The sequence below is a fragment of the Chryseobacterium sp. CH25 genome, from assembly GCF_004119455.1.
Taxonomy (GTDB): Bacteria; Bacteroidota; Bacteroidia; order Flavobacteriales; family Weeksellaceae; genus Chryseobacterium.
Genome location: NZ_NRQT01000004.1, coordinates 411,125 through 434,052, shown reverse-complemented (window position 1 = coordinate 434,052; position 22,928 = coordinate 411,125). Strand labels below are relative to the sequence as shown.

At 37.3% G+C, this 22,928-nt stretch carries 20 protein-coding genes and 2 pseudogenes; 7 read left to right on the top strand and 15 right to left on the bottom strand.

From position 1 onward, the window contains the following. Positions 1-46: 46 nt before the first annotated feature. Positions 47-1,096, bottom strand: coding sequence for a tRNA preQ1(34) S-adenosylmethionine ribosyltransferase-isomerase QueA (gene queA, locus BOQ64_RS12690; RefSeq protein WP_129055769.1), 1,050 nt, complete (start codon positions 1,094-1,096; stop codon positions 47-49). Between the two features lie 154 nt (positions 1,097-1,250). Between queA and BOQ64_RS12685 the strand changes: the two genes are divergently transcribed. The 6 genes and pseudogenes from BOQ64_RS12685 to BOQ64_RS12660 all read left to right on the top strand — a co-directional run bounded on the left by BOQ64_RS12685 (position 1,251) and on the right by BOQ64_RS12660 (position 7,400). Further along, a complete protein-coding gene (locus tag BOQ64_RS12685; RefSeq protein ID WP_129055767.1) occupies positions 1,251-1,757 on the top strand; it encodes a hypothetical protein in 507 nt (168 codons plus the stop codon). A 251-nt stretch (positions 1,758-2,008) separates the two neighbouring features. Continuing rightward, entirely contained in the window at positions 2,009-2,701 is a 693-nt protein-coding gene (locus BOQ64_RS12680; RefSeq protein ID WP_129055765.1) for an AIM24 family protein, read from the top strand. Between the two features lie 60 nt (positions 2,702-2,761). Next, a pseudogene (locus BOQ64_RS12675) lies at positions 2,762-3,834 on the top strand (serine hydrolase domain-containing protein). Positions 3,835-4,082: 248 nt separating this feature from the next. Continuing rightward, a complete protein-coding gene (locus tag BOQ64_RS12670) occupies positions 4,083-5,480 on the top strand; it encodes a Gfo/Idh/MocA family protein (RefSeq protein WP_129055763.1) in 1,398 nt (465 codons plus the stop codon). Beyond that, positions 5,470-6,378: a sugar phosphate nucleotidyltransferase gene (locus BOQ64_RS12665; RefSeq protein ID WP_129055762.1), complete on the top strand. Its 909-nt coding sequence runs from the start codon at positions 5,470-5,472 to the stop codon at positions 6,376-6,378. The genes BOQ64_RS12670 and BOQ64_RS12665 overlap by 11 nt, the downstream gene beginning before the upstream one ends. Continuing rightward, positions 6,369-7,400, top strand: a complete 1,032-nt coding sequence (locus BOQ64_RS12660; protein WP_129055760.1) for a phosphotransferase enzyme family protein — start codon at positions 6,369-6,371, stop codon at positions 7,398-7,400. Before BOQ64_RS12665 ends, BOQ64_RS12660 begins: the two co-directional genes overlap by 10 nt. A 159-nt stretch (positions 7,401-7,559) precedes the next feature. On the opposite strand, the gene BOQ64_RS12655 is transcribed toward BOQ64_RS12660, so the two are convergent. The 6 genes from BOQ64_RS12655 to BOQ64_RS12630 all read right to left on the bottom strand — a co-directional run bounded on the left by BOQ64_RS12655 (position 7,560) and on the right by BOQ64_RS12630 (position 14,487). Further along, positions 7,560-8,051 (bottom strand): DNA-deoxyinosine glycosylase, encoded by a 492-nt coding sequence (locus BOQ64_RS12655; RefSeq protein ID WP_129055758.1) that lies wholly within the window; start codon positions 8,049-8,051, stop codon positions 7,560-7,562. A 148-nt stretch (positions 8,052-8,199) separates the two neighbouring features. Further along, the gene (locus BOQ64_RS12650; RefSeq protein ID WP_129055756.1) at positions 8,200-10,194 is read right to left on the bottom strand and encodes a S9 family peptidase; all 1,995 of its coding nucleotides are present in this window, start codon (positions 10,192-10,194) and stop codon (positions 8,200-8,202) included. Between the two features lie 279 nt (positions 10,195-10,473). Further along, positions 10,474-10,818, bottom strand: a complete 345-nt coding sequence (locus tag BOQ64_RS12645; RefSeq protein WP_129055754.1) for a phage holin family protein — start codon at positions 10,816-10,818, stop codon at positions 10,474-10,476. A gap of 119 nt (positions 10,819-10,937) precedes the next feature. Next, the gene (locus BOQ64_RS12640) at positions 10,938-11,360 is read right to left on the bottom strand and encodes a PaaI family thioesterase (protein ID WP_129055752.1); all 423 of its coding nucleotides are present in this window, start codon (positions 11,358-11,360) and stop codon (positions 10,938-10,940) included. Between the two features lie 151 nt (positions 11,361-11,511). After that, positions 11,512-13,062: a GMC family oxidoreductase gene (locus tag BOQ64_RS12635; RefSeq protein ID WP_129055750.1), complete on the bottom strand. Its 1,551-nt coding sequence runs from the start codon at positions 13,060-13,062 to the stop codon at positions 11,512-11,514. 18 nt (positions 13,063-13,080) lie between these two features. Beyond that, the gene (locus BOQ64_RS12630; protein ID WP_129055748.1) at positions 13,081-14,487 is read right to left on the bottom strand and encodes an aldehyde dehydrogenase family protein; all 1,407 of its coding nucleotides are present in this window, start codon (positions 14,485-14,487) and stop codon (positions 13,081-13,083) included. 99 nt (positions 14,488-14,586) lie between these two features. Here BOQ64_RS12630 and BOQ64_RS12625 point away from each other — a divergent pair, with 99 nt between their 5' ends. After that, positions 14,587-15,456, top strand: coding sequence for a helix-turn-helix domain-containing protein (locus BOQ64_RS12625; protein ID WP_129055746.1), 870 nt, complete (start codon positions 14,587-14,589; stop codon positions 15,454-15,456). A gap of 188 nt (positions 15,457-15,644) precedes the next feature. On the opposite strand, the gene BOQ64_RS12620 is transcribed toward BOQ64_RS12625, so the two are convergent. From BOQ64_RS12620 to BOQ64_RS12585, 8 genes and pseudogenes are all read right to left on the bottom strand, one after another. Continuing rightward, positions 15,645-17,771: a type IA DNA topoisomerase gene (locus BOQ64_RS12620; RefSeq protein WP_129055745.1), complete on the bottom strand. Its 2,127-nt coding sequence runs from the start codon at positions 17,769-17,771 to the stop codon at positions 15,645-15,647. A gap of 224 nt (positions 17,772-17,995) precedes the next feature. Continuing rightward, positions 17,996-18,870 (bottom strand): annotated as a pseudogene (locus BOQ64_RS12615) (pirin family protein). A gap of 449 nt (positions 18,871-19,319) precedes the next feature. Then, the gene (locus tag BOQ64_RS12610; protein WP_129055743.1) at positions 19,320-19,904 is read right to left on the bottom strand and encodes a Crp/Fnr family transcriptional regulator; all 585 of its coding nucleotides are present in this window, start codon (positions 19,902-19,904) and stop codon (positions 19,320-19,322) included. 10 nt (positions 19,905-19,914) lie between these two features. Beyond that, positions 19,915-20,226, bottom strand: coding sequence for a hypothetical protein (locus BOQ64_RS12605; protein ID WP_129055741.1), 312 nt, complete (start codon positions 20,224-20,226; stop codon positions 19,915-19,917). A gap of 69 nt (positions 20,227-20,295) precedes the next feature. Next, the gene (locus BOQ64_RS12600; protein WP_129055739.1) at positions 20,296-20,643 is read right to left on the bottom strand and encodes a hypothetical protein; all 348 of its coding nucleotides are present in this window, start codon (positions 20,641-20,643) and stop codon (positions 20,296-20,298) included. Positions 20,644-20,908: 265 nt separating this feature from the next. After that, positions 20,909-21,529: an alpha/beta hydrolase gene (locus BOQ64_RS12595; protein WP_129055737.1), complete on the bottom strand. Its 621-nt coding sequence runs from the start codon at positions 21,527-21,529 to the stop codon at positions 20,909-20,911. Between the two features lie 7 nt (positions 21,530-21,536). Next, the gene (locus tag BOQ64_RS12590; RefSeq protein WP_129055735.1) at positions 21,537-22,490 is read right to left on the bottom strand and encodes a ring-cleaving dioxygenase; all 954 of its coding nucleotides are present in this window, start codon (positions 22,488-22,490) and stop codon (positions 21,537-21,539) included. Between the two features lie 100 nt (positions 22,491-22,590). Further along, entirely contained in the window at positions 22,591-22,887 is a 297-nt protein-coding gene (locus BOQ64_RS12585) for a GNAT family N-acetyltransferase (RefSeq protein WP_129055733.1), read from the bottom strand. Positions 22,888-22,928: the final 41 nt, after the last annotated feature.

Sequence of the window (22,928 nt, the reverse complement as noted above, 5' to 3'; positions counted from 1 at the left end):
AGGCTGCAGATAGCTATTACCTGCAGCCTATTACCTAATATCTTTTTTATAGAATTAACATTGCGTCTCCGTAAGAATAGAATTTATACTTTTCTCTTACAGCTTCTTCATAAGCTTGCATTACGAAATCTCTTCCGGCAAATGCAGCAATCATCATAATCAATGTAGACTTCGGTGTGTGGAAGTTTGTAATCATCGTGTTAGCCACTCCGAAATCGTGAGGTGGATAGATGAATTTATTCGTCCAACCGTTGAAAGCAGAGATTTTTTTGTTTGAAGAAACAGAAGTTTCCAATGCTCTCATTGTAGTAGTACCTACTGCACAAACTCTTCTGTGAGATTCTACTGCTTTGTTGATGATAGCAGCATTTTTCTCATCAATGATGATCTCTTCAGATTCCATTTTGTGCTTAGAAAGATCTTCTACCTCAATTGGGTTGAAAGTTCCTAATCCTACGTGAAGCGTAACTTCAGCAAAATTGATTCCTTTGATCTCTAATCTCTTCATCAAATGCTTAGAGAAGTGAAGACCTGCTGTAGGTGCAGCTACTGCTCCTTCTACTTTAGCGTAGATCGTCTGATATCTTTCTGCATCTTCCGGCTCTACTGCTCTTTTGATGTATTTTGGAAGTGGAGTTTCTCCTAATTCCTTAAGTTTCGTTCTGAATTCGTCGTAAGAACCGTCGAATAAGAATCTTAACGTTCTTCCTCTTGAAGTGGTGTTATCAATAACCTCAGCTACCAAAGACTCATCTTCAGTGAAGAATAATTTGTTACCAATTCTGATTTTTCTTGCCGGATCTACCAAAACGTCCCATACTCTGGTTTCTTTATCAAGCTCTCTTAATAAGAAAACTTCAATTTTAGCACCTGTTTTTTCTTTATTTCCGTAAAGACGTGCAGGGAAAACTTTAGTATTGTTGAAGATGAACAAATCTTCTTCATCAAAATAATCCACTACATCTTTGAATAATTTGTGCTCAATAGTCTGTGTTTTTCTATCAAGTACCATTAATCTAGCTTCGTCTCTGTGCTCTGATGGGTGTTCTGCTAATAATTCCGCAGGAAGATCAAAATTAAAATCTGATGTTTTCATTTTTTAAATTACGGTTTAAAAATTATTGAAATTACAAGGTGTAATTTTCGGAGTGCAAATATACGACATAGAACACCCCTTTGTCAAGTATTATTTTCAATCTAATATAAAACCGTGATTTTACGGGGAATTTTAAAGCGTAAAAAGAGTATTTTTGGAAAAATTGAATTGTAATATGGAATCTGCAAGTAAAATATACTTCATTGATAATCCGTATCCTAACGGACATAGAATTGAAACATTCATCTGGAGCGGACGTATTGACGAGTATGGCTTTATCTGGTTTGATTTTCATTTAAAAACTGAAAATTATTACGCAAATGATGATGAAAACGATGAAGACGAAGAGAAAGAAGACGAAACTCTGTCTGATTGGGACTCCAAAATAGTATGGGGAAACTATCATGCCTGTACTTTATCTTCCAATTATTGGGGTGAACAAAGAGGAATAAGGATTAGTAAGCCGGGAGAAAAGCTGAACTTCGATGCTGTTGTTCAAAATAATCTTTTCAGCAACGATCTTCCCACTGAACACCATTTTGATGATGACGATCTTGCTTTCAATATTTACTTACTGGGACATGACAGCTGTGCAGATCATCAAATTAGTTTTCAAAAACAGAAAATGGGCAATACAATATCATATGGACCGGCAAAATAGCTCTATCCTACTCTGGAGATGATGAGTTTTCACATGAATTCAAAGCTCAGATTTTCAATGCTGAATTTGATGGTTTTCATTATCCTAAAACCTGGTCAGTAGAAAAAGCAACAGAAACGTTTAAAGCCCAGCTTGCCAATTTTGAAAACTATGAATTTGTGGATCTGAATCCTAAAAGTAACAAAAGAGAGTATAAACTCGACAAACTAAAACAATAAACAATATAAAACAATAAATTAAAAATTATAATCATGAGTAAATATTCAATTGAAGCATTTATCAACGAGACAAAAGAGAATCCGCAACAGAGAGATTATTTTGAACTTGAAACCAAACACCTTTTAGAAATCAACCTTAATAATCAGGCGGTATGGACTAAAAGAGGAAGTATGGTAAGCTATGTGGGAAATATCAATTTTGAAAGACAGGGAATGCTTGCCGGTGGACTTGGGAATCTTTTGAAGAAAGCCATCAGTGGTGAAGGCAGTAAGTTGATGAAAGCTGAAGGTAGCGGGAAATTATATGTTGCAGACTCCGGAAAAAAAGTTCGTATCCTTTATCTGAATAATGAATCGGTTTGTGTAAACGGAAATGATGTTTTGGCACACGAACAAAGCGTAAACAGCGATATTACCATGTTAAAAAGTATTGCAGGAATGATGTCCGGCGGTCTTTTCCAGGTGAAACTTTCCGGAACCGGCCATATTGCCATTACTACTCATGGAGATCCTTTAACCTTACTTGTAACTCCTGATACTCCGGTTTTCACTGATCCAAATGCTACCGTTGCATGGTCTGGAAACCTAAGCCCGGAGCTGAAAACAAATGTTTCTTTTAAAAGTCTTATCGGAAGAGGAAGCGGTGAAGAATTTCAGATGAAATTTTCAGGACATGGATGGGTATTGATTCAGCCTTATGAAGAAGTATATTATATGGAAAAATAAGCCGTAAATTATTATCTTTGAAGTAGGTAATTCAGTTCATGACTTTTAAAATATGAACCTATGAAAAATATATTATTGGGACTATTTTTGATAACATTCAATGTAGCCTATTCACAAATACAGAAAGTTGAGCAAGTGATTGACTCCTGTGTAAAGAAAGATAATTTCAATGGTTCTGTTTTACTGGCTCACAACGGAAAAACTGAATTACTTACTTACAAAGGTTTATCCAATAGACATTACAATATTCCTTTTTCTGATGAAACCAGGTTTCATATTTTTTCACTTACCAAAACCTTTACTGCAGTATTAATTATGCAGCTTTATGAGAAAGGAAAAATTGATTTAGATGCTACTATTTCTACCTACTATCCGGAATACAAAGGAGAAGCTGCAAAAAAGCAACAATCAGGAATCTGCTTACCTACAGTAGCGGCAGGGACAACAAGGATATCAGTTCGCCGGAACTTATTCATCAGGCTTATGACAATACGATCTGGGAGCTTGATGATTTTATCGCCACTTTTCTTTCTGAAAAATTAGTAGACCAACCCGGAACAAAGTTCAGTTATAACAATGGAGACTTTATTCTGCTGGGTAAAATTATTGAAAAAATATACAACAAGCCTTTTGAAACGGTGCTCAAGGAACAAATACTGGTTCCTCTCAAAATGAAAAACACAGGTTTTCTTCATCACAATGATATCGTTTCCAATATAGATGAAGGATACTCCGCTGACCCAAACGATCCGTTTGCTCTTCATACTCCTACCAATACTTATATTGACAATTTTTATGCTGCCGGAGCCATGTATTCTACCCCTAAAGACTTATTGATCTTTGACCAGGCAATATTCAACTCTGTTTTAATTACAAAAAAGACATTAGCTACCATGCTTACTGCAGATCCTAAACTGGAAGACACTGCATTAGGCTTTTGGGTATATCCTAAAAAATTCGGATCTATCAATACTGTTTTTGCAGAACGTCAGGGAGAAGGTTACGGACATAGTGCGAATTGGGTACATTTGGTTGATAAAAACATCAGTATTATTATTCTATCCAATACCAAAAGCATCCAATACTTAAACAAAATGAGAGAAAGGTTAATTAAGGCTTATTATGGGCAATGATTCTTTCTAAATCAGACTTAAGATATAAAGATTAGAGACTTTAAATGTCAATAGTCAATTTTGCTTCGCAAGTGAATAAGTGAATTACCAATGAGGAGTGAATAGATAGCAATTTCACACCTTGTATCTCGTATCCCGAATCTCACACCCCGAAACTCTCAAACACTCCCACTCCCAAACCCTCAAACCCAACAACTCCCACCCCATCGCAGTTTGCAAAACTTTTAATATATTTAGAAAAAAAATTAATGGACAATAGCACTTCCCGCAGAAATTTTATCAAAACAGCAGCTTTGGCAGGCTTTGGTGCATTGGTAGTACCCAATTCCTTATTTGCCTATTCAAATGATTTTAAAACAGATAAGAAAGTCCGTGTGGGCTTTATTGGTGTAGGGCTCCGTGGCCAGGAACATGTGAAATTATTAGCGAAACGCAGTGATGTAGAGATCGTAGCTTTTGCTGATCCGGATAAAAGAATGCTGGCAGCTTCTCAAAAAATATTAAAAGACAACAATAAATCGGCAGCCCAGGAATTCTCCAACGGTGAATATGATTATAGAAATCTTTTAAAACTAAAGACTGTAGACGCTGTAGTAATTGCTACTCCTTGGGAATGGCACCTTCCACAGGGCGTTGAAGCCATGCGTGCTAAAAAAATAGTAGGGATGGAAGTTTCCGGAGCCATCAAGCTACAGGATTGCTGGGAATTTGTGAAAGTATATGAGGAAACAAAAGTTCCTATTTTCATGATGGAAAATGTGTGCTACCGAAGAGATGTGATGGCTATTCTGAATATGGTCCGCAAGGGAATGTTTGGAGAATTGGTTCACGGAAGAGGTGGTTATCAGCATGACCTGAGAGGAGTACTTTTCAATGATGGGGTTACTCCTTACAATTCAGGAGCTGAATTTGGAGAAAAAGGTTTCAGCGAGGCTAAGTGGAGAACGGAACATTATGTAAAACGTAATGGAGAACTTTATCCTACCCACGGATTAGGTCCAATCGCTATGATGATGGATATCAACCGTGGAAACCGCTTAACAAGGCTTTCTTCTTTCTCTTCCAAGTCTGTAGGACTGAACAAATATATTAAAGAACATGCAAAAGGTGGAGAAAATCACCCGAATGCTAAAGTAAAATTCAATCAGGGAGATATTGTAACTACACAAATTGCCTGTGAAAATGGAGAAACCATTCTTCTAACTCATGATACCAGCTTACAGAGACCTTATGATCTTGGGTTCCGTGTACAGGGAACAGAGGGACTATGGCAGGACTTCGGTTGGGGAGAATTCAATCAGGGACATATTTATTTTGAAAAAACAATGAACCACACCCACCGTTGGGACAACACGGAAAAGTGGATGAAAGAATATGACCACCCGATGTGGAAAAAGTTTGAGAGTACTGCTGCAGGAGCCGGACATGGTGGAATGGATTTCTTTGTAATGAATACTTTTATTGAATGTATCAAACGAAATATAGAATTTCCTATGGACGTTTATGATCTGGCCTTATGGTATTCAATTACTCCATTGAGTGAAGAGTCTATTGCCAAAGGAGGTCAGGTTGTTGATATTCCTGATTTCACGAACGGTAAATGGAAGACCCGTAAACCTGTATTCGGAATGACTGATGAGTTCTAAAAAAACACTTCTTATACTGGCGGGTGGACTAGGCAGCCGATACAAAGGACTTAAGCAGATAGATGGAATACTCGATAACGGCTCGCCTATTCTCGAGTATTCCATCTATGATGCTCTACAGGCAGGCTTTTCAAAAGTCGTTATTGTCGTTAATAAACTGATCCCTCAAAGCTATATCGAAAGGCTGAATTCAATCTCTGAAAAAAAGAGTTTTGAACTCCACTGGGTATATCAGGAAATGAATAGTATTCCGCTGCAGGGTTTTGATTATCCTGAGCGTGAAAAACCATGGGGAACAGCTCATGCGGTTTTATGTGCCAAATATGTGATACAGGAACCTTTTATTATGATTAATGCCGATGATTTTTACGGAAAAGAAGCTTATCTACTTGCTGCTGATGAAATTAACCATCATCATATTTCCGATTCACAATTTGGAATGATTGCTTATCCTGTAAAGACAACATTAAGTGGCCACGGGACAGTAGCAAGAGGAATATGTACTCTGGATGCTGAAAATAATCTGATCCGTGTAGAAGAGCAAACTTCAATTCAAAAGCTTAATGGCTCCATCATTTATACAGAAAACGGCGAGCATATAAAACTAAACCCAGATACGTTAGTTTCCATGAATTTCTTCATTTTTAACCCTCATATTTTCTGTGCTTTGGAAGCGTATTTCTATGATTTCATAGAATCTGATCCAACATCTAAACAGGAGTTTTATATTCCCAGTGCAGTTCAGAGAATGATAGATGAAAATAAAGTAAAAGTAACGGTAAAAGCCTCCCCTTCACAGTGGATGGGAGTAACATATGCTGACGACAAAAAAAATATTAAAGATTTTCTGGCTTCAGAAATTCAGAACAACAGATACCCTGAAAATCTATGGAACTAAATGATATCGTGGTTCAATTTATCGGTACAGAGAATTACAGTCTTTCTCCTATCACAGACGGACTGATTAATACCACTTATCTGTTGGAAGATCTGGACCAGCAGAAAAAGTTTATTCTGCAAAAGATCAATCATCATATCTTCAGACAGCCGGAAGTTATTGTCAACAATCATTTAATGATTAATGAACTTCTCAGGTCAAATGATTATCAATTTCAAATTATAGAGCCTGTCCCTTCTCTTAACAATACACTTTTGGTAAAGGACGCCAATGATGAACCATGGCGTATGTTAAGCTTCGTAGAAAATAGCATTACCTTTCTTACTGCTCCATCTTTACAGACCGCTTTTGAAGCTGCTAAAACCTTCAGTTATTTCCTTAGCATCGTAAATACTGAAAAGCTACCTGCCATTGAAGATACTCTTCCTAATTTTCTCAATTTTGAAAAAAGAATTGTGGATTATAAAAAGGCACTGGAAAATGCAGCTCCTCATTTAAAAGAAAATGCAAAGGCAGAAATAGAAATCACCAATCAGCTTATTTCCTTACCTGATCAATGGATAGAAATGGAGAAAACCAATCAGATTCCCAAAAGAATCATTCATGCCGATGTAAAAATCAGCAATATCCTCTTCGATCAAAATCATAAGCCGTTAGCTGTAATTGATCTGGATACCATGATGATTTCTACTATTTTATATGACTTCGTAACGATGATTCAGTCCTACACTAATAAAACCAACGAAGATGACGGAAGTGCTAAAGACAATTTCAATCCTGAAATGTATAAGGCTGTAAAAGAAGGATTTCTTTTTTATCTAAAGGAAAAACTGACTCCGGAAGAATCTGCTCACCTTGATTATGCTGCACAAGTCGCTATTTATATTCAAGAGGTTCGTTTTCTTACGGATTATTTAAATGGAAGTACTTATTATTCTATCAAATATCCGGAACATAATCTGGACAGAACGAAGAATCAACTGGAATTACTGAAAGGATTGAGAGCATATTTAGACTGCTAACTTTATATACTTGTCAAAATACAATATTGAGATTCCTACGGAATGACAAACAGAGCGTTTAAATTATCTGCACACTTTGTCATTCCGTAGGAATCTTTACTTTTATGAGTCAGATATAAATTTTTAAAAGCTTAAAATCCCACCTATACTAACACTCTCTCACCCTATAAACTCTAAAACCCTCTTCCATTCCTCAAATTTTCTTTCAAAAGAAATAGTATGAAGCGGGCTCGTGGATGGCATTAGGAAAATGGGAAGTTTATAATTTTTTCCTAAAAGCTTTTGCAAGTTTTTATACGATTTTCCACCATTACAGAAGATCGCTTTCACATTCGGGTGCTCTTCCAAAAGTTCATCAATCTGATTGGCTTCTTCATTTTTAATCTCAGAATCCAGACTTCCTTTTCTTTCGCAGGAATCAATAACATCCCAAAGGGCAATATGATGTTTCTTTAAAGTTTCAATTCTTTTGGAATAATCTTCTGTAAATTTTTCATTCAGCAGTTCGAGGATGATTCTCCAGAATTTGTTTTGAGGATGGGCATAATATTGCTGCATTTCCAGGGATTTTACTCCAGGAATGGAACCCAGGATTAAAATTTCAGATTGGTCATCAATAAGGGGTGGAAATGATGAAATACGGTTTTGCATATTCAAATATAAAGATTTTATTTCTCGCAGATTTTGCCGATAAAGCAGATTTTAAAATATATTCTTATTTAAGTTTTGGCTAAAGCCAATGGAGCTATTTATTATAAGTAAAGCGGGCTAAAGCCCGCTTCTATTGATATATTGTTTCTTACAATGTTTCTTTTAACCAGTCGAAGAATTCTCTCTGCCATACCAATCCGTTTTGCGGATGAAGTACCCAGTGATTTTCGTTCGGGAAGTAAACCATTTTAGATTTTAACCCTCTTAGTTTTGCCGCCTGGAAAGCTTCTTGTCCTTGCTCATAAGGTACACGGAAATCTATTCCACCCTGAATAATCATGATTGGTTTGTTCCATTTCTCTACGAAGTTGCTTGGGTTGAACTCTGTGTATGCTTTTGGCTGTGGTTTTTCCCATGGAGAACCAATATCCCAGTTTGCAAACCAAAGTTCTTCAGTAGTCAAATACCATGATTTCATATCGAATAATCCGTCGTGAGCAATGAATGTTTTGAATCTGTTTTCGTGGATTCCAGCCAACATAAATACACTGTATCCTCCATAACTTGCTCCTACAGCTGCTACTCTGTCTCCGTCTACATACGGTAATGTTTTCGCATAATCTGTTGCTGCAAGATAATCTCTCATTGGCTGTCCACCCCAGTCTCTTGAGATTTCCTCATTCCATTTTGTTCCCCATCCCGGCATTCCTCTTCTGTTTGGAGCCACTACGATATAATCATTCGCTGTCATTAAAGCAAAGTTCCATCTTACGCTGAAATATTGTGTTAATGCAGATTGTGGTCCACCCTGGCAGTATACCAATGTTGGGTATTTTTTATTAGGATCAAAGTTCGGTGGATAGTGGAACCATACGCCCATTTCTTTACCATCCGAAGTTTTTACCATTTTAAGCTCAGATTTTCCTTGTGCTAACTTAGCATAAATGTCTTTATTGGCTTCAGTAACCTGCTTCATCTCCCCGTTTTTAAGGTTTACAGAGAATAATTCTGTAGCATGGTTTACATCTGTTCTTCCTACGATTACTGAAGTTTTATTATCTGTGAAAACTTCATTCACATCAAAATCTCCTTTGGTAATCTGCTGTACTTTTGCAGATTTTGAATCCAAAGAGAAAAGCTGCTTAGTTCCTCTGTAAGCGGCTGTGAAATAGATCGTTTTTGAATCTGTACCCCAAAGTACATCTCCTGAAACACTGTCGTCCCAACCAGCAGTAAGATTAGTCGTTTTACCTGACTTCCAATCTAAGATTTTCACATCATTTTTATCTGCTTCATATCCATCTCTCGCCATACTCTGCCACAACAGAGATTTTCCATCCGGGCTGAATTTTGGATTGATATCGTATCCTTTGTTTGATTCTGTAAGGTTCTTCGTAGTTCCTGTAGCTAAATCATAAGCAAAGATATCCGTATTCGTACTGGTTGCATATTCTTTACCGCTCTTAGGCTTTGTAACGTATAAAAGCTGTGCAGAATCCGGACTCCAGACAAAGTCTTCAGCCCCACCGAAAGGTCTTTGAGGAGAATCCCATGTTTTTCCTTCTAACAGGTCTTTAGCCACTTCTACTTTATCTGAAGTGTTTACTACAAATACGTGATTATATTTTCCTTCGTTGAAGTAGTCCCAGTGTCTATGGTTAAGATCTGTATATACCTGAGCGGTAGTTTTAGGAGTATCACTGTATTTGTCTTTCCCCATTAATTTTTCTACCAACACCTGCTTACTGAAAGCAATTCTTTTTCCATCCGGAGAAATAACGATATTGTCAACTTCACCAATCGTATAGAATTCTGACCAGGTTTTCCCTGCATCTTTTGAAAGATAGATTTTATCTCCTTCCTGCGCATAGATCCCGTTTTTATCCCACTGGATCAATGCTTTTTTACCGAAATCGATTTTAGAAGCCTGTTGACTAAGAACATTCAGAAAGAAGTTCTCGTTTTTTGTTTTTTCTGTTTTCAGATCTACCTGTCCTACTTTATAAATAAGGGATGCCTGATCCGGTGAAACTGCCTGTACTCCCACTTTTTTCAAAGTCCAAAGAATTTCAGGCGTCATTAATTGTTGTGCATTCATTAAAAGCGGAGCTGCCAGAGCCAGCAGACTGTACTTAAGTTTCATATGTTCATTCATTTTTAGCAGATCTGCAAAACCACACTGATTTCATCAAATCCTTTCATTAAATTCAAAGATTGCCAAAGTTAATATTTAAAATAAAAATTACCGAAAGAATTAACATTAAAATTAGTGGTATAAAGAAAATATCGAAAAGTAGAGAAGGTTAAGACTCTTAATAAGGGGGTGAACAGCCAAAATCCCTCATTCTCCAATACCTAAACTCAAAAAAAATTCCGTTGATACAACACCAACGGAATTTTCTATTTTTATTTTGTCTCATCATTAATCTCCATCTGAGAACATTGAGTTCGCCAGAGAAGTTACGATTGATAATAAAATACTGAAAATAAAGGCCCACCAGAAACCATCAACTACCATACTGTCTATGAAATAATCAGCAATCAGGATAATTCCGGCATTAATAACCAACGCAAAGAATCCTAAGGTAAGAATGGTAAGCGGAAGCCCGAACAGGCTTAAAACAGGCTTTACAAATATGTTTAAAACCCCAAGTACAATGGCAAAGATAATCGCGGACGAAAATCCTTCAAAATGTACTCCCGGTAAAACTTTAGTTAAAAGGTATGCCACAATTGCGGTGACAAACAAACGGATAATTAAGTTCATTTCGTTATTTTTTAATAGTTATGGGGTGTATGGAGCAAAAGCCATTCCATTTTTGTGAAAAAATTTTCTTCAAACCCTTTATTTATGGAAGATTTTGCACAGTACAACCTTAAAAAGTGTTATTTAATCTTCATCATTGTTACTAATGAAGTAGCCACATGACTTTCTGAGCCTGAGCCTTCATTCTGCACATAAATTTCTGTTCTGATGACACTGATCTTTGAACCTCCCTTGATGACATAAGATTTTGATACCAAAGCATCTCCCATCGCCGGACGCAGGTAATTCACTTTTAATTCAACGGTTACCACATAGCAGTCTTCCGGATAATGGCTCACCGCAGCATATCCTGAGGAAACATCCACCAAAGAAGCAATCATTGCTCCGTTGAACATGCCTGCTTTTCTGGTCATCATTTCCATTTTAGGAATCTTGATCGATACGAAATCAGTTTCTACTTCCAGAAGTTCTGCCTGATAAAATTTCAGTGTTTCTGAACGGTCAAAGCTGTCTGTAATGAGTTTCTTTTTTTCTGGGGTCATGAATTTTATTTTAAACAAAGGTAAGGATTGAATTTTTCTACGGATGTATAAACAGTTCTCTATGATATTAATTTACATCATATTCATCACCAAAAGGAAAATAGCCACCTCAAAATTGATGAAGTGGCTGTTTCTGAGTTTCAAACCCTATTTAAACTAACGATAACTTTCCTTTTATTCCGGATTCTTTCAGATGATAATCTTCTTTAATCATATCTGCTGCTTTTTCTCCAATCATAATGGTAGGAGCATTGGTATTCCCGGAAACTACATCCGGCATAATGGAAGCATCCGCTACACGAAGGCCTTTTACACCATATACTTTTAATCTCGGATCAACCACAGAAAGGCTGTCTATACCCATTTTACAGGTTCCGGTCATGTGATGATAAGTGGAGCATGATTTTTTGATATAATCGATCACCTCGTCTTTTATTTTACCTTCTCCAGGGTAAATTTCACCATCATTCCATTCTTTCATGGCTTCTGTGCGCCCCATTTCTCTACAGATTTCCACACATTGATAAAGGGCTTCCAGATCAGATTCTTCGGATAAGTATCTTGGATTGATTTCCAGCGGTGAATCCGGATCTGAAGATGTCAATTTAATATATCCCCTGCTGGCTGGTCTGATAAATCCGGCACAGAATGTAAATGCATTTTCAGGACCGGTGAACCCCGGACTGTAATAAGGAAGTCCCATAAATAAAGGCTGAAGATCGGGAAAGGCCATTTCTTCTTTGCTTTTCCAGAAGAGCTGTGCTTCCAGTAAATTGGCTTCAGGAGCAGGGATGTCTTTTTTTGCTTTAAAAATAACACTTGTTAAAAGGTGATCCTGAAGGTTTTTTCCAACACCTTTCAGGTCTTTTACCACTGAAATTCCCACCGTCTCCAGCTCTTCTTTATCTCCAATCCCTGAAATCATAAGCAGTTTTGCAGATTCTATTGTTCCGCAGGACACAATCACTTCTTTATCTGCTTTAACTTCCAGTAATTTTCCATTCTTTATATATTGAACACCTACGCATTGATCACCTTCAAAAATCAGTTTTTGAGCCAGTGCATCAGTTTGAATATGCAAATTAGACCGTGATGAAACAGGATCTAAGAACGCTTTGGCTGTAGAACACCTTTTGCCATCTTTTCCTACACTGAGATGATTCAGACCCGCTCCCCAGATTTCTCTGTTAAAATCATCCGTTAATGGATAACCTAATTCTTTACATGCTTCAATAGCACTTATTGAAATGGCATTCGGACGTTTGATGCGGCTTACAAAAAGAGGTCCTTCACCACCATGGGTATCATCTCCTCCATCTTCATGAGTTTCTGATTTTTTAAAGTAAGGCAGCACACTTTCCCAGTCCCAGCCCACACATCCGTTATAAGCCCAATGATCATAATCCTGCTGATGTCCTCTGATGTAGATCATTCCATTGATGGAACTTGATCCACCTAAGGTTTTTCCACGAGGCCAATATCTTGTATTTCCGCCTGCATATTCCTGTGCAACGGTATGATAAGCCCAATCTCTTTCTGTATTCCAGATGGCGGGCCAACCAGCCTGTTCCTGCACTTCACTTACTTTATCATTCGGACCTGCTTCTAACAGCAGTACGTTTATATCTTCATTTTCACTTAATCTGTTAGCAATGACAGCTCCTGCTGAACCGGAACCGACAATTATAAAATCGTATTTCATGAGGTTTAATTTAAAGGGTTATTTTTTGATGCTGATTACTTTGGGAGTGGTTACCGCTTTTAATCCTTCAATTCCGAATTCTACGCCATAACCGGACTGTTTTGCTCCTCCGAAAGGGACAAACGGATGAATTGCTCCGTGCTGATTGATCCAGACTGTTCCTGCATCCAGCTGTGCGGCTACTTTCTGAGCCTGTTCAATATCATCGCTCCAGACAGAAGCTCCCAATCCGTTTTCTGAATCATTAGCCTTGCTGATGGCTCCTTCTAATGTTTTGTACTTTATGACAGGCAAGACAGGACCGAATTGCTCTTCGTCAACAATTCTATCACCATTATCAACGTTTCCAATGAGGGTTACAGGTATAAAATAGCCTTCCAGATCAGGCTTTTGGCCTTTGAACAGGAAGTCTGCTCCTGTGTTTTCTGCATCATGAATAAGATCCTGTATTTTATCGTACTGCATTTTATTTTGTACAGGTCCCAGAACTACGTTTTCATCCGCTCCATTTCCCATTGGAATATGGGAAGAATAGTCTGCCAATGCCTGAACTACATTTTCATAATCATCTTCGTGTACATATAATCTTTTTAAGCAGGCACAGGTTTGCCCCATATTCAGAAAAGCTCCCCAGAAGATGTTTTCTATATGTTTGGTAACATCAAGCCCGGGTACAATAATACCGGCATCATTTCCGCCACATTCCAGCGTAAGACGTGCCATATTATTAGCGGAAGTTTCAATGATTTTTTTCCCGGTTGCCGTAGAACCGGTAAACATAATTTTCCCTATTTCCGGATGGCCTGTAAGATAGGCTCCTACGTCTCCTTTTCCAGTAACTACCTGTAAAATACCCTCAGGAAGTACAGAATTAATTACTTTTATCATTTCCAGACTGCAATACGTTGTATATTCTGAAGGTTTTATTACCACAGCATTCCCCATTCTCAATGATGGGATAATCTGCCAGATCGCAATCATTAGCGGCCAGTTCCAGGGTGCAATGGCAGCAACAATTCCAATGGGATTTCTGTAGAGTATATCTTTTCGGGTTTCATCTTCAAAAACAATTTCTTCAGGCAGATCCAGGGATGCCGGCACCTGAGTCCAGCCTATACAGCCCTGTATTTCAAAGTTGGCACCCGCTCCGTTAAGCGGTTTTCCCTGCTCCTTGGTAATCCATTCCGCCAAATGTTTTGAATTGCTTTGTAAAGCGTCTGCTACTTTTAATAAAATCTCTTTTCTTTCAGCATCCGGCTTTGCAGCCCATAGTTTTTGGGCCTTTTTTGCTTTTTCAATGATGACATCTATTTCTTCACGGGAAGTATTTTTCACTTTACCAATAACCTCTAAAGTAGAGGGATTAAGAGATAAAAAATCAGTATTTGAAGGAGATTTTTCTTTTTCTAACGATGTTGTTTCCATTATTTTAAATATTTTGTATTTTAAACAATTCGAAAATGACAAAAACATGGTATAATTCATTTACTTATTCTCTATTTTTTTTAACCTAAACTCTATCCTATGGAAAAGATCGAAGAAAGAACCGTTTTCAGCATTCCTTATGGTGAATTGAATGTATTTGAGACGAATGTAGTATGTTATAATTTTCCTTTCTTTTTTGAAAAACCTGTCATTACACTTATGCTGAGTGGCAATAAAATCATCCGTAGTGAAGAGGAAACTTTTGAGTTTAATGAAAGAAGTGTCTTCATCCCGCCCTGTAATAAAGAACTGAGTATAGATATCCACCCTGATTTCAAAGAACCCACTAAATGCCTGGTGCTGAATATTGAACAGGAATATATTGACAGTGTTTTTCATGAAGTTATTGAAAACTGGCATCCCGACTGGGACAGAACAGGAATTATGATGAAGGAAAATGCCGTGAAAAAGTTTGTAAGCTCGGATGAGTCTTTATGGAGAAGTCTCACTAATCTGTACAACAGAAGAGTGGATGAAAGCATTTACAATACTTCCGATTTTCTTTTGAACCTGAGTCTTAAGGAATTGATTTACGAGCTGATGAAAACTAATGCCAAACATATTCTACTCCACTCTGACAGAACAGAAAATGTACAGAACGGACTTCAGGAAGTGGTTCATTTTGTCAGACAAAACTACAGAGAGCCTATTACGATCAAAAAGTTATCTTCCTTAGCAGGAATGAGTGAGGCTAATCTGTTTAAAAAATTCAAACATTCTTACAACTGTACTCCCGTGGAATATATTATTCAGTTGAGAATAGAACATGCTAAACAGTTATTAATCAACAATCCGGAAATTGGGATTAAAAATATTTGTTTTGAATCCGGGTTTAATACACTGGAATATTTTTACAGAAAATTCACTCAGATTACCGGAAAATCTCCGAAAAAGTTTACTGCAAATTAGTATATAGGATACCTGAACATTTTGTTTTTTAACAGCGCGTTTGACTGGCAGTCAAAAGGCCATGGGTTCGAATCCCGTATTCTCCACTAGAAAAGTTTGTTATTTGAAGCCTAAGTAAGGTAACGATACTGAGATTCTTCCTTCGTCAGAATGACAAAGGTTATGATAAAAGATTATGCATTGATATATTAATTAAGTTGTACCTGGAAATCATCCGTCAAAGAAAGAACTCCTTCTACCAGACCTTCCGGATGAGTACTGAAACCTTTCAGTTTGGAGGTTTTTCCTTTTAACACAAGATCTAAAAGCTGTTTATCAGAAAGCTTTTTACCAAATATTTCAAACGTAATTTTAAACCCACAGTTTTTAAAATCAGAGCATCCAACCGCAGTTTTTCCTTTAATCAGATTGTGTTCTTTACATTTCGGGCAATTGGTTTCTTCCCAGGACTGAAGTTCTTTTTTCTGTGCAGGTTCTCTTTTTTTCTTTTCCTTTACTTCTTCTTTCTCTTCGTCCTGCAGGGTAATGACTTTTCCTTTTCCGTATACTACTTTATCGGTAAGTTCTGTGACCATCTGGATCAGTTCTTCTTTGAAAAGATTAGCTTCATACTCTCCTTTTTCAATTTTACGAAGTTTGGATTCCCATTCTCCGGTAAGTTCCGGGCTTTTCAGAAGTTCATCTTCAATGGTATCAATAAGCTGAATTCCTGTTTGGGTGGCAATCAGGTTTTTTCGTTTCTTTTCAATGTATTTTCTTTTGAAAAGCGTTTCAATGATGTTCGCACGGGTAGATGGTCTTCCAATCCCGTTATTCTTCAGCATTTCTCGTAACTCTTCATCTTCAACCTGTTTTCCAGCGGTTTCCATTGCTCTCAGCAAGGTTGCTTCCGTATAAGGTTTTGGTGGAGTGGTTTTTCCCTGGTGGATCATCGGATCGTGCGGCCCGGTTTCTCCTACAATAAATTCAGGAATGGTCTGTTCTTCCTCTTTTTCCTTTTCCTTGTCAGTAGATTCTTCTTTGGGTTCTTTAGAATAAACGGCTCTCCATCCCGGTTCCAGAATCTGTCTTCCGCTGGTTTTGAAAGGAATAGTTCCTACTTTTCCTTCTACCAGTGTATTTGAAATTTTACATTCAGGATAAAAAACAGCGATAAAACGTTTTGCGATCAGGTCATAGATCAGTTTTTCTTCCCTGCTCAGGTTTTGAGAAGGTGGAATTTCCGTAGGAATGATCGCGTGGTGATCGGTTACTTTGGTATCATCAAATACTGCTTTTGATTTTGGAATCGGAGCTTCCAGTAAAGGAGCAATTAATTCCTGATATGGATACATTTTTTTAAGAATGCCTTCTATTTTCGGATATAAACTATCTGATAAGTAAGTGGTATCAACACGTGGATAAGTTACATGCTTCTTTTCATAAAGACTTTGCACATAATTCAGTGTATTTTCCGCTGAATAGCCGTATTTTTTGTTGGCTTCTACCTGCAATCCGGTCAAATCGAAAAGTCTTGGGTTCTTTTCTTTTCCTTCTTTAATTTCGAAAGAAACAATCTCAAACGGGTTTACTTTAAGGTATTCCAATCCTTTTTCTGCTCTTTCTAATGTTTTCAGACGATCAATAGCTGCGTTGAAAACTACATCACGGTACTTGGTTTTCAGTTCCCAGTATTCTTCTGTAGTAAAGGCATCAATTTCTTTCTGACGCTGAACCAGCATGGCTAACGTAGGAGTCTGTACCCTTCCAATGGAAAGTACGGCTTTATTTCCCCCAAACTTCTTGGTGAAAAGTCTTGTAGCATTAATTCCCAATAACCAATCTCCAATAGCTCTGGCATTTCCAGCTAAGTAAAGATTTTTATAATCTTCGGCTGGTTTAAGGGTTTCAAAACCTTCTTTGATAGCATCTTCCGTCAATGAAGAAATCCATAATCGCTGAACGGGTTTGTTGCATTTTGCTTTCTGCAATACCCAACGCTGAATCAATTCTCCCTCTTGCCCGGCATCCCCACAGTTAATGACCTCATCACATTCCTCAACTAGTCTTTCAATCACTTTAAACTGGTTTTCAACTCCTTTATTCGGGATCAGCTTGATACCAAAGCTGCTGGGAATAATGGGTAATGAAAATAAGTTCCAGGATTTGAACTGTGGACCGTAATCGTGAGGTTCCTTCAGGGTACAAAGGTGTCCGAACGTCCATGTTACGCAATAGCCGTTCCCTTCCATATAGCCCTGTTTAGATGTGGTAGCACCTAATACTTTGGCGATATCTCTGGCAACACTTGGTTTTTCGGCAATACATAATTTCATGAACTCGGGTTTAATGAAGGAGTGCAAAAATCGGGATTTTTTTTGGATTTAGCTAATTTAGTTTGAAGCCGGGAGATGAAGGAAGAAAGTTATGAAGTTTATAAATGGCACCTATTTTCGTCATTTTTAGATTGTTTTAAACCAAAAGCCCTCCTTAAAAAAAGAGGGCAGGATCAACAATATTAATGAAACCAGTTCATTATTCTTTTGAGTCTGAAATTATTCTACATCGTCATAGGAACTTCCATGAGAAGAATTTCAGTGTTTTCTTGTATCGCTTTTATATTTAAATCTTTAATATCCCATACACCAAAGCCATCTCTTTCTTCTACTTTCTGGCCTTCAATTTCTGCGCTTCCTTTAATGATGAAGGCATACACTCCGTTTCCTTTTTTACGGATCTGATAGTTCACTTCTTTTCCCTGATCAAAAGTTCCCAGGTGAAACCATGCGTCCTGATGAATCCAAACCCCTTCATCATCAGCATTGGGAGAGATTATCTGCTGAAATGTATTATGTCTTTGAGTTTTATCCAAAGTGATCTGATCGTATCTTGGTGTTACATTTCTTTTTTCGGGTATACCCAGATCTGAAGAAATTTAACTGACTGATCACTGTTTTTATTGAACTCACTGTGCATAATCCCTGTTCCGGCACTCATCACCTGGATATCACCACTTTTGATGATGGCTGTATTTCCCATGCTGTCTTTATGCTCCAGATCGCCTTCCAGAGGAATACTGATGATTTCCATATTGTCATGCGGATGGGTTCCAAAGCCTCGTCCTGCCTCTACTCTGTCATCATTCAAAACTCTTAATACCCCGAAATGCATTCTTTCAGGATTATAGTAGTTGGCAAAGCTGAAAGTATGCTGGCTCAATAGCCAACCATGATCTGCCTTTCCTCGTGAATCAGCCTTATGAATAACAGAATTTTCTTTAATTTTTGAGTCTGTATTAGGCAGGTGATTATATCCTATGGGCTCTAGTGGCTCAATTTCGTCTATTTCGTTTTCCATGGTATTTCCCAGAGAAGCGGATGCTACAAACATTCCTGTTCCGAGTAACCCTTTTTTTAAAAAATCTTTTCTGTTCATATCTCAATTGTTATTTGTTTGTTTTGATGTGACAAATGTATGGCAGTAAAAATGGTTGGACATTTAACTAGTTTAATAAATTGCTTTATTTCAAAATAAATATTGAATAATTGAAGTTGTTGGAAAACGCGAAGGCGAAAGATTATTTTAAATGCGGCTGATGGAAGGCGCAAGGATTTTATCTCCGATAAAATTGTGTAGTGTTGATGAGCTTTAGATTGGCCACGGATGCACCAATAATTTTATTCTGTGGAGTTAATGAATGATGAAATGTTGCTCTCGCAGATGGTGCAGATTTTATTTTGTTTGAATTTTAAAAACCCAAATCATAAGAGATGTTATTGATACTAGTGAATCTTCAATCTCTATAAAAATTCGGCCGCCACCTATTACCTATTACCTATTACCTATTACCTATTACCTATTACCTATTACCTATTACCTATTACCTATTTCTCTTTCGAGGCCAGACGTTTTCTGATCGTGCTTACAAATTCTTTTGAAACTCCAAGATAGGATGCAATATAGTATTGTGCAACTCTTTGTGGGATGGAAGGATATACTTTGATAAATTCAAGGTATCGGTCTGAGGCAGATTTGGAAATGGTATCTACCAATCGGCTTTGAAGTGTCGCGAGGTTTCTTTGTATCAGCATTCTGAAAACCCTTTCAAACTTAGGAATTTCGTTTAACAGCTTTTCTTTTGTTGTGGGATTCAGCATATAAATCTCTGAATCTTCCAGGGTTTCAATATAAACTTTGGAAGGTTTCTGCTCCTGAAAAGAGGTAAGATCACTGATCCACCAGTCTTCAATGGCAAATAATAAAGTAACTTCAGTTCCATTATCATCTAAACAATACATCCTCACGCATCCTTTATGGATATACCCTTCAAACTGGCAAATTTCACCCTCTCTTAATAAAACTGTCTTCTTTGGAAATTTCTTACACTCCAGTAATTCTGTAAATATTTTCTCTTCTTCCGATGTGATGGTGATGAATCTTGTAATGTTTTTGATAATGTTTTCAAACATGGAATATGATTTATTCATGCAAATTAGGAAAAAGACTGTAAACTTCATTCTTTAAAAGTCCACTTCCACCTCCGTAATGATCAATTACCTTAACATCTTTATCCAATCCTCTACAGAATACTTTGATATCTTTTTCAAACTGCTCCTCCAATCCTGAACTCAGCAGGACAATATCTACATGATTTTCTCGGATATATTCATAGCAGAAGTTCTCATCACTTTGAATTTCAGCCGTCCAGCCTTCATTGTTTTCAATAATTCTTTTTAATACATCCAGAATTTCCTGATTCTTTCCTATGACTAAAAAATGTAGTGTTTTCATTATAAGGTTTATGGTTCTATGTTTAAAGTTAGCTGTTGAGCGTTGAAGAATAGGTGCATATCATCTATTTTAAATATAAATAAACAGTGATTGTCTCTCTTTAGCTTCCAGATTCTTCGTTTTATGTCCTTTTCCGGTAATATCTTCTACCAGAAGAATTTCACCTGTCTGGAATTTCCTTTTCTCACCCAGTGAAGTTTCTATTTCTACTCCGCCATCCAAAAGTACGATATATTGTTTTTGTGGGGCACAATGAAAATCATAATCGTAGTCTGCCGAAACTATTCTGAACTGTAGTTTTTTCACCTCAAGAGTTTCAGAAAGAAAACCGATATCCCCCTGATTCACAAGAGGAATTTCTAAGGTTTCAAAATGAGTTTCTCCTTTTTCATCGCTGAAGATTCTTGTGATATTCATTGTTTTATTCTAAGGATTAATGTTCGTTATATATTTTGTATAGATTCCTACGGAATGACAAATAGAACGCCTTGGTTATCCACACACTTTGTCATTTTGTAAGAATCTCATCTTTAAATTTAACACCACTTTTTTTTCTTACATCTCGCAGACTGAGCAAATCTCGCAGATTTTTCCCCCACAGATGGCACAGATTTTCACAGATGATGATGCATAAAAATCTGCGTCATCTGTGAAATCTGCGAGAGATTATCATTGATATTTCCTATTTAAATATGATTGAGTTGGCCAATTCAATTTCCTCCTGATTAATCGAGTGTCCGAAATTGGCATACACTTTCTCCGTTACCTCAGCATTCATTTCTCTTAAAATATTGGCTGTAGCATATACCCTTTCTACAGGAACATGAAAATCCGGATTGCTGGTTCCCAATAAAACAGGAGTTCCTGCAAAATCACCTTTGTAATTTTCACGGTTGATCTTATCACCAATCACTCCACCGATAATAGCAACTGCGCCTCCAAACTTCTGAGCGTTTCTAGCTAAAAACTCCAAAGTAAGACATGCTCCCTGGGAAAATCCGAAAAAGTAAATGTCTTCAGCGGCAATTCCTGCATCTTTAACGGCTTGTACTGTTTCTTCCACCATTTCCAAAGCCGAAGACAGCCAAGGTTCATTCTGATCTACCGGCGCCATAAATGACAATGGATACCAGGTATGATTCAAAGCCTGTGGAGCTACTATTGCATACTCTTTTACATTTAAATGTTGTGAAAGGCTCAGAATATCCTGAGCACTTCCGCCTCTTCCATGAACCATAATCAAAGCTTTTTTAGCCTGTCTTAATGGTATTCCTGCTGTTTTTATATTTAAAATATGACTCATTATTTCTCTATCTGTATTTTTCTGTTGGATAATCGATCTTTGGAAGAACATCTAACAGACGATTTCTACGTTTTTCAAACTGTTGAGGCAACTGCAGATCTTCTCCTAAAAATGCAGCTTCTTCATCCACATCGAATCCCGGACCTGAAGTAGCAATCTCAAACAATACGCCTCCCGGTTCTTTAAAATACACTGATGTAAAGTATTTTCTGTCTTTCACCTCAGTATGTTCCAATCCAAAAGCATTTAATCTCTCAACCATTTCAAGCTGAGTCTGGGCATCCGGAGTTGCAAAAGCCACATGGTGAACAGTTCCTCTTCCCGCCAATCCTTTTAATGCATTAGGAGTAGAAAGAAGGTCTACATATTTTCCAGGAAGATCTTCTGTCCCTAATCTCAATCGGTCAGGGCTTTCACTGATTACTTTATGATCCATCTGAGTTGTTAACAAAGCTGCTGTTCTTTCATAAGCATCCTGCCAGATTTCAACGTGGTGAATTCCTTTTAAGGCATAATCTTTAGGAATGTATCCGTTATAGTACCCTTTTCTTTCATCCTTCTCATTAAAAACCAACTCAAGTCCTAATCCGTCAAAGTCTTCAAGATAAATAAAAACTTCACCTGATAATCTTTGCTGTGGCTGTTTGTAAGCAATATTAAACTGATCTAAACGGTTTGTCCAGTAATCCAATGCTTCCATAGATACTGAAAAAGCAGTAGTATTCAGCATTCCTTTTCCATGTCTGCCATTAATCAGATCTTTCCCATATGGAAAAGTGGTCATGATGGTTCCCGGAGTTCCATATTCGTCTCCAAAATAAAAGTGATATACATCCGAATAATCAAAATTAACCGTTTTTTTAACCAGACGAAGTCCTAAAACGCCTGTATAAAAGTCTATATTTTCCTGTGCATTACCTGTAATTGCTGTTACGTGGTGCAGTCCTGTGATAAGGTTCATAATTTGGGGTTTATTAATAGGTTGTTGAATCGGCAAAGAAGAAAGAGAAGTAAAAGAGGGAATACTTTATTGATCTTTCCCTCTCAATTTCTATGAGTATTTACACTTCTTCTCTTAACCATACATCATTATATTCTTCCGGATGGCGCTTGAACTGGGCATGTACAAACGGACATAGCGGTAATATTTTCAGATCATTTTCTCTTGCATAAGATACCAGTCTTTCCAATAATATTTTGGCAAAACCTTTTCCTTCAAATTCGGGATCCACTTCGGTATGGTATACGGTCAGTTTCTTTCCAATCACTGAAATATCCATTTTACCAGCTTTTCTGTCATCTGAAAAGAGTTGAATTTCTCCTTTTCTTCCTTCTAAAACGATTTCTGTTCTTTCCATGTTTTTATTTTTATTCAAAGGTACTTCCTTTATAAAGGCTA

What these genes read in the sequence shown, in the direction of transcription:
- queA (WP_129055769.1), bottom strand. Translation starts at nt 1,096, where the DNA reads ATGAAAACATCAGATTTTAATTTTGATCTTCCTGCGGAATTATTAGCA.
- BOQ64_RS12680 (WP_129055765.1), top strand. Translation starts at nt 2,009, where the DNA reads ATGAGTAAATATTCAATTGAAGCATTTATCAACGAGACAAAAGAGAAT.
- BOQ64_RS12670 (WP_129055763.1), top strand. Translation starts at nt 4,083, where the DNA reads ATGGACAATAGCACTTCCCGCAGAAATTTTATCAAAACAGCAGCTTTG.
- BOQ64_RS12665 (WP_129055762.1), top strand. Translation starts at nt 5,470, where the DNA reads ATGAGTTCTAAAAAAACACTTCTTATACTGGCGGGTGGACTAGGCAGC.
- BOQ64_RS12660 (WP_129055760.1), top strand. Translation starts at nt 6,369, where the DNA reads ATGGAACTAAATGATATCGTGGTTCAATTTATCGGTACAGAGAATTAC.
- BOQ64_RS12655 (WP_129055758.1), bottom strand. Translation starts at nt 8,051, where the DNA reads ATGCAAAACCGTATTTCATCATTTCCACCCCTTATTGATGACCAATCT.
- BOQ64_RS12650 (WP_129055756.1), bottom strand. Translation starts at nt 10,194, where the DNA reads ATGAAACTTAAGTACAGTCTGCTGGCTCTGGCAGCTCCGCTTTTAATG.
- BOQ64_RS12645 (WP_129055754.1), bottom strand. Translation starts at nt 10,818, where the DNA reads ATGAACTTAATTATCCGTTTGTTTGTCACCGCAATTGTGGCATACCTT.
- BOQ64_RS12640 (WP_129055752.1), bottom strand. Translation starts at nt 11,360, where the DNA reads ATGACCCCAGAAAAAAAGAAACTCATTACAGACAGCTTTGACCGTTCA.
- BOQ64_RS12635 (WP_129055750.1), bottom strand. Translation starts at nt 13,062, where the DNA reads ATGAAATACGATTTTATAATTGTCGGTTCCGGTTCAGCAGGAGCTGTC.
- BOQ64_RS12630 (WP_129055748.1), bottom strand. Translation starts at nt 14,487, where the DNA reads ATGGAAACAACATCGTTAGAAAAAGAAAAATCTCCTTCAAATACTGAT.
- BOQ64_RS12625 (WP_129055746.1), top strand. Translation starts at nt 14,587, where the DNA reads ATGGAAAAGATCGAAGAAAGAACCGTTTTCAGCATTCCTTATGGTGAA.
- BOQ64_RS12620 (WP_129055745.1), bottom strand. Translation starts at nt 17,771, where the DNA reads ATGAAATTATGTATTGCCGAAAAACCAAGTGTTGCCAGAGATATCGCC.
- BOQ64_RS12610 (WP_129055743.1), bottom strand. Translation starts at nt 19,904, where the DNA reads ATGTTTGAAAACATTATCAAAAACATTACAAGATTCATCACCATCACA.
- BOQ64_RS12605 (WP_129055741.1), bottom strand. Translation starts at nt 20,226, where the DNA reads ATGAAAACACTACATTTTTTAGTCATAGGAAAGAATCAGGAAATTCTG.
- BOQ64_RS12600 (WP_129055739.1), bottom strand. Translation starts at nt 20,643, where the DNA reads ATGAATATCACAAGAATCTTCAGCGATGAAAAAGGAGAAACTCATTTT.
- BOQ64_RS12595 (WP_129055737.1), bottom strand. Translation starts at nt 21,529, where the DNA reads ATGAGTCATATTTTAAATATAAAAACAGCAGGAATACCATTAAGACAG.
- BOQ64_RS12590 (WP_129055735.1), bottom strand. Translation starts at nt 22,490, where the DNA reads ATGAACCTTATCACAGGACTGCACCACGTAACAGCAATTACAGGTAAT.
- BOQ64_RS12585 (WP_129055733.1), bottom strand. Translation starts at nt 22,887, where the DNA reads ATGGAAAGAACAGAAATCGTTTTAGAAGGAAGAAAAGGAGAAATTCAA.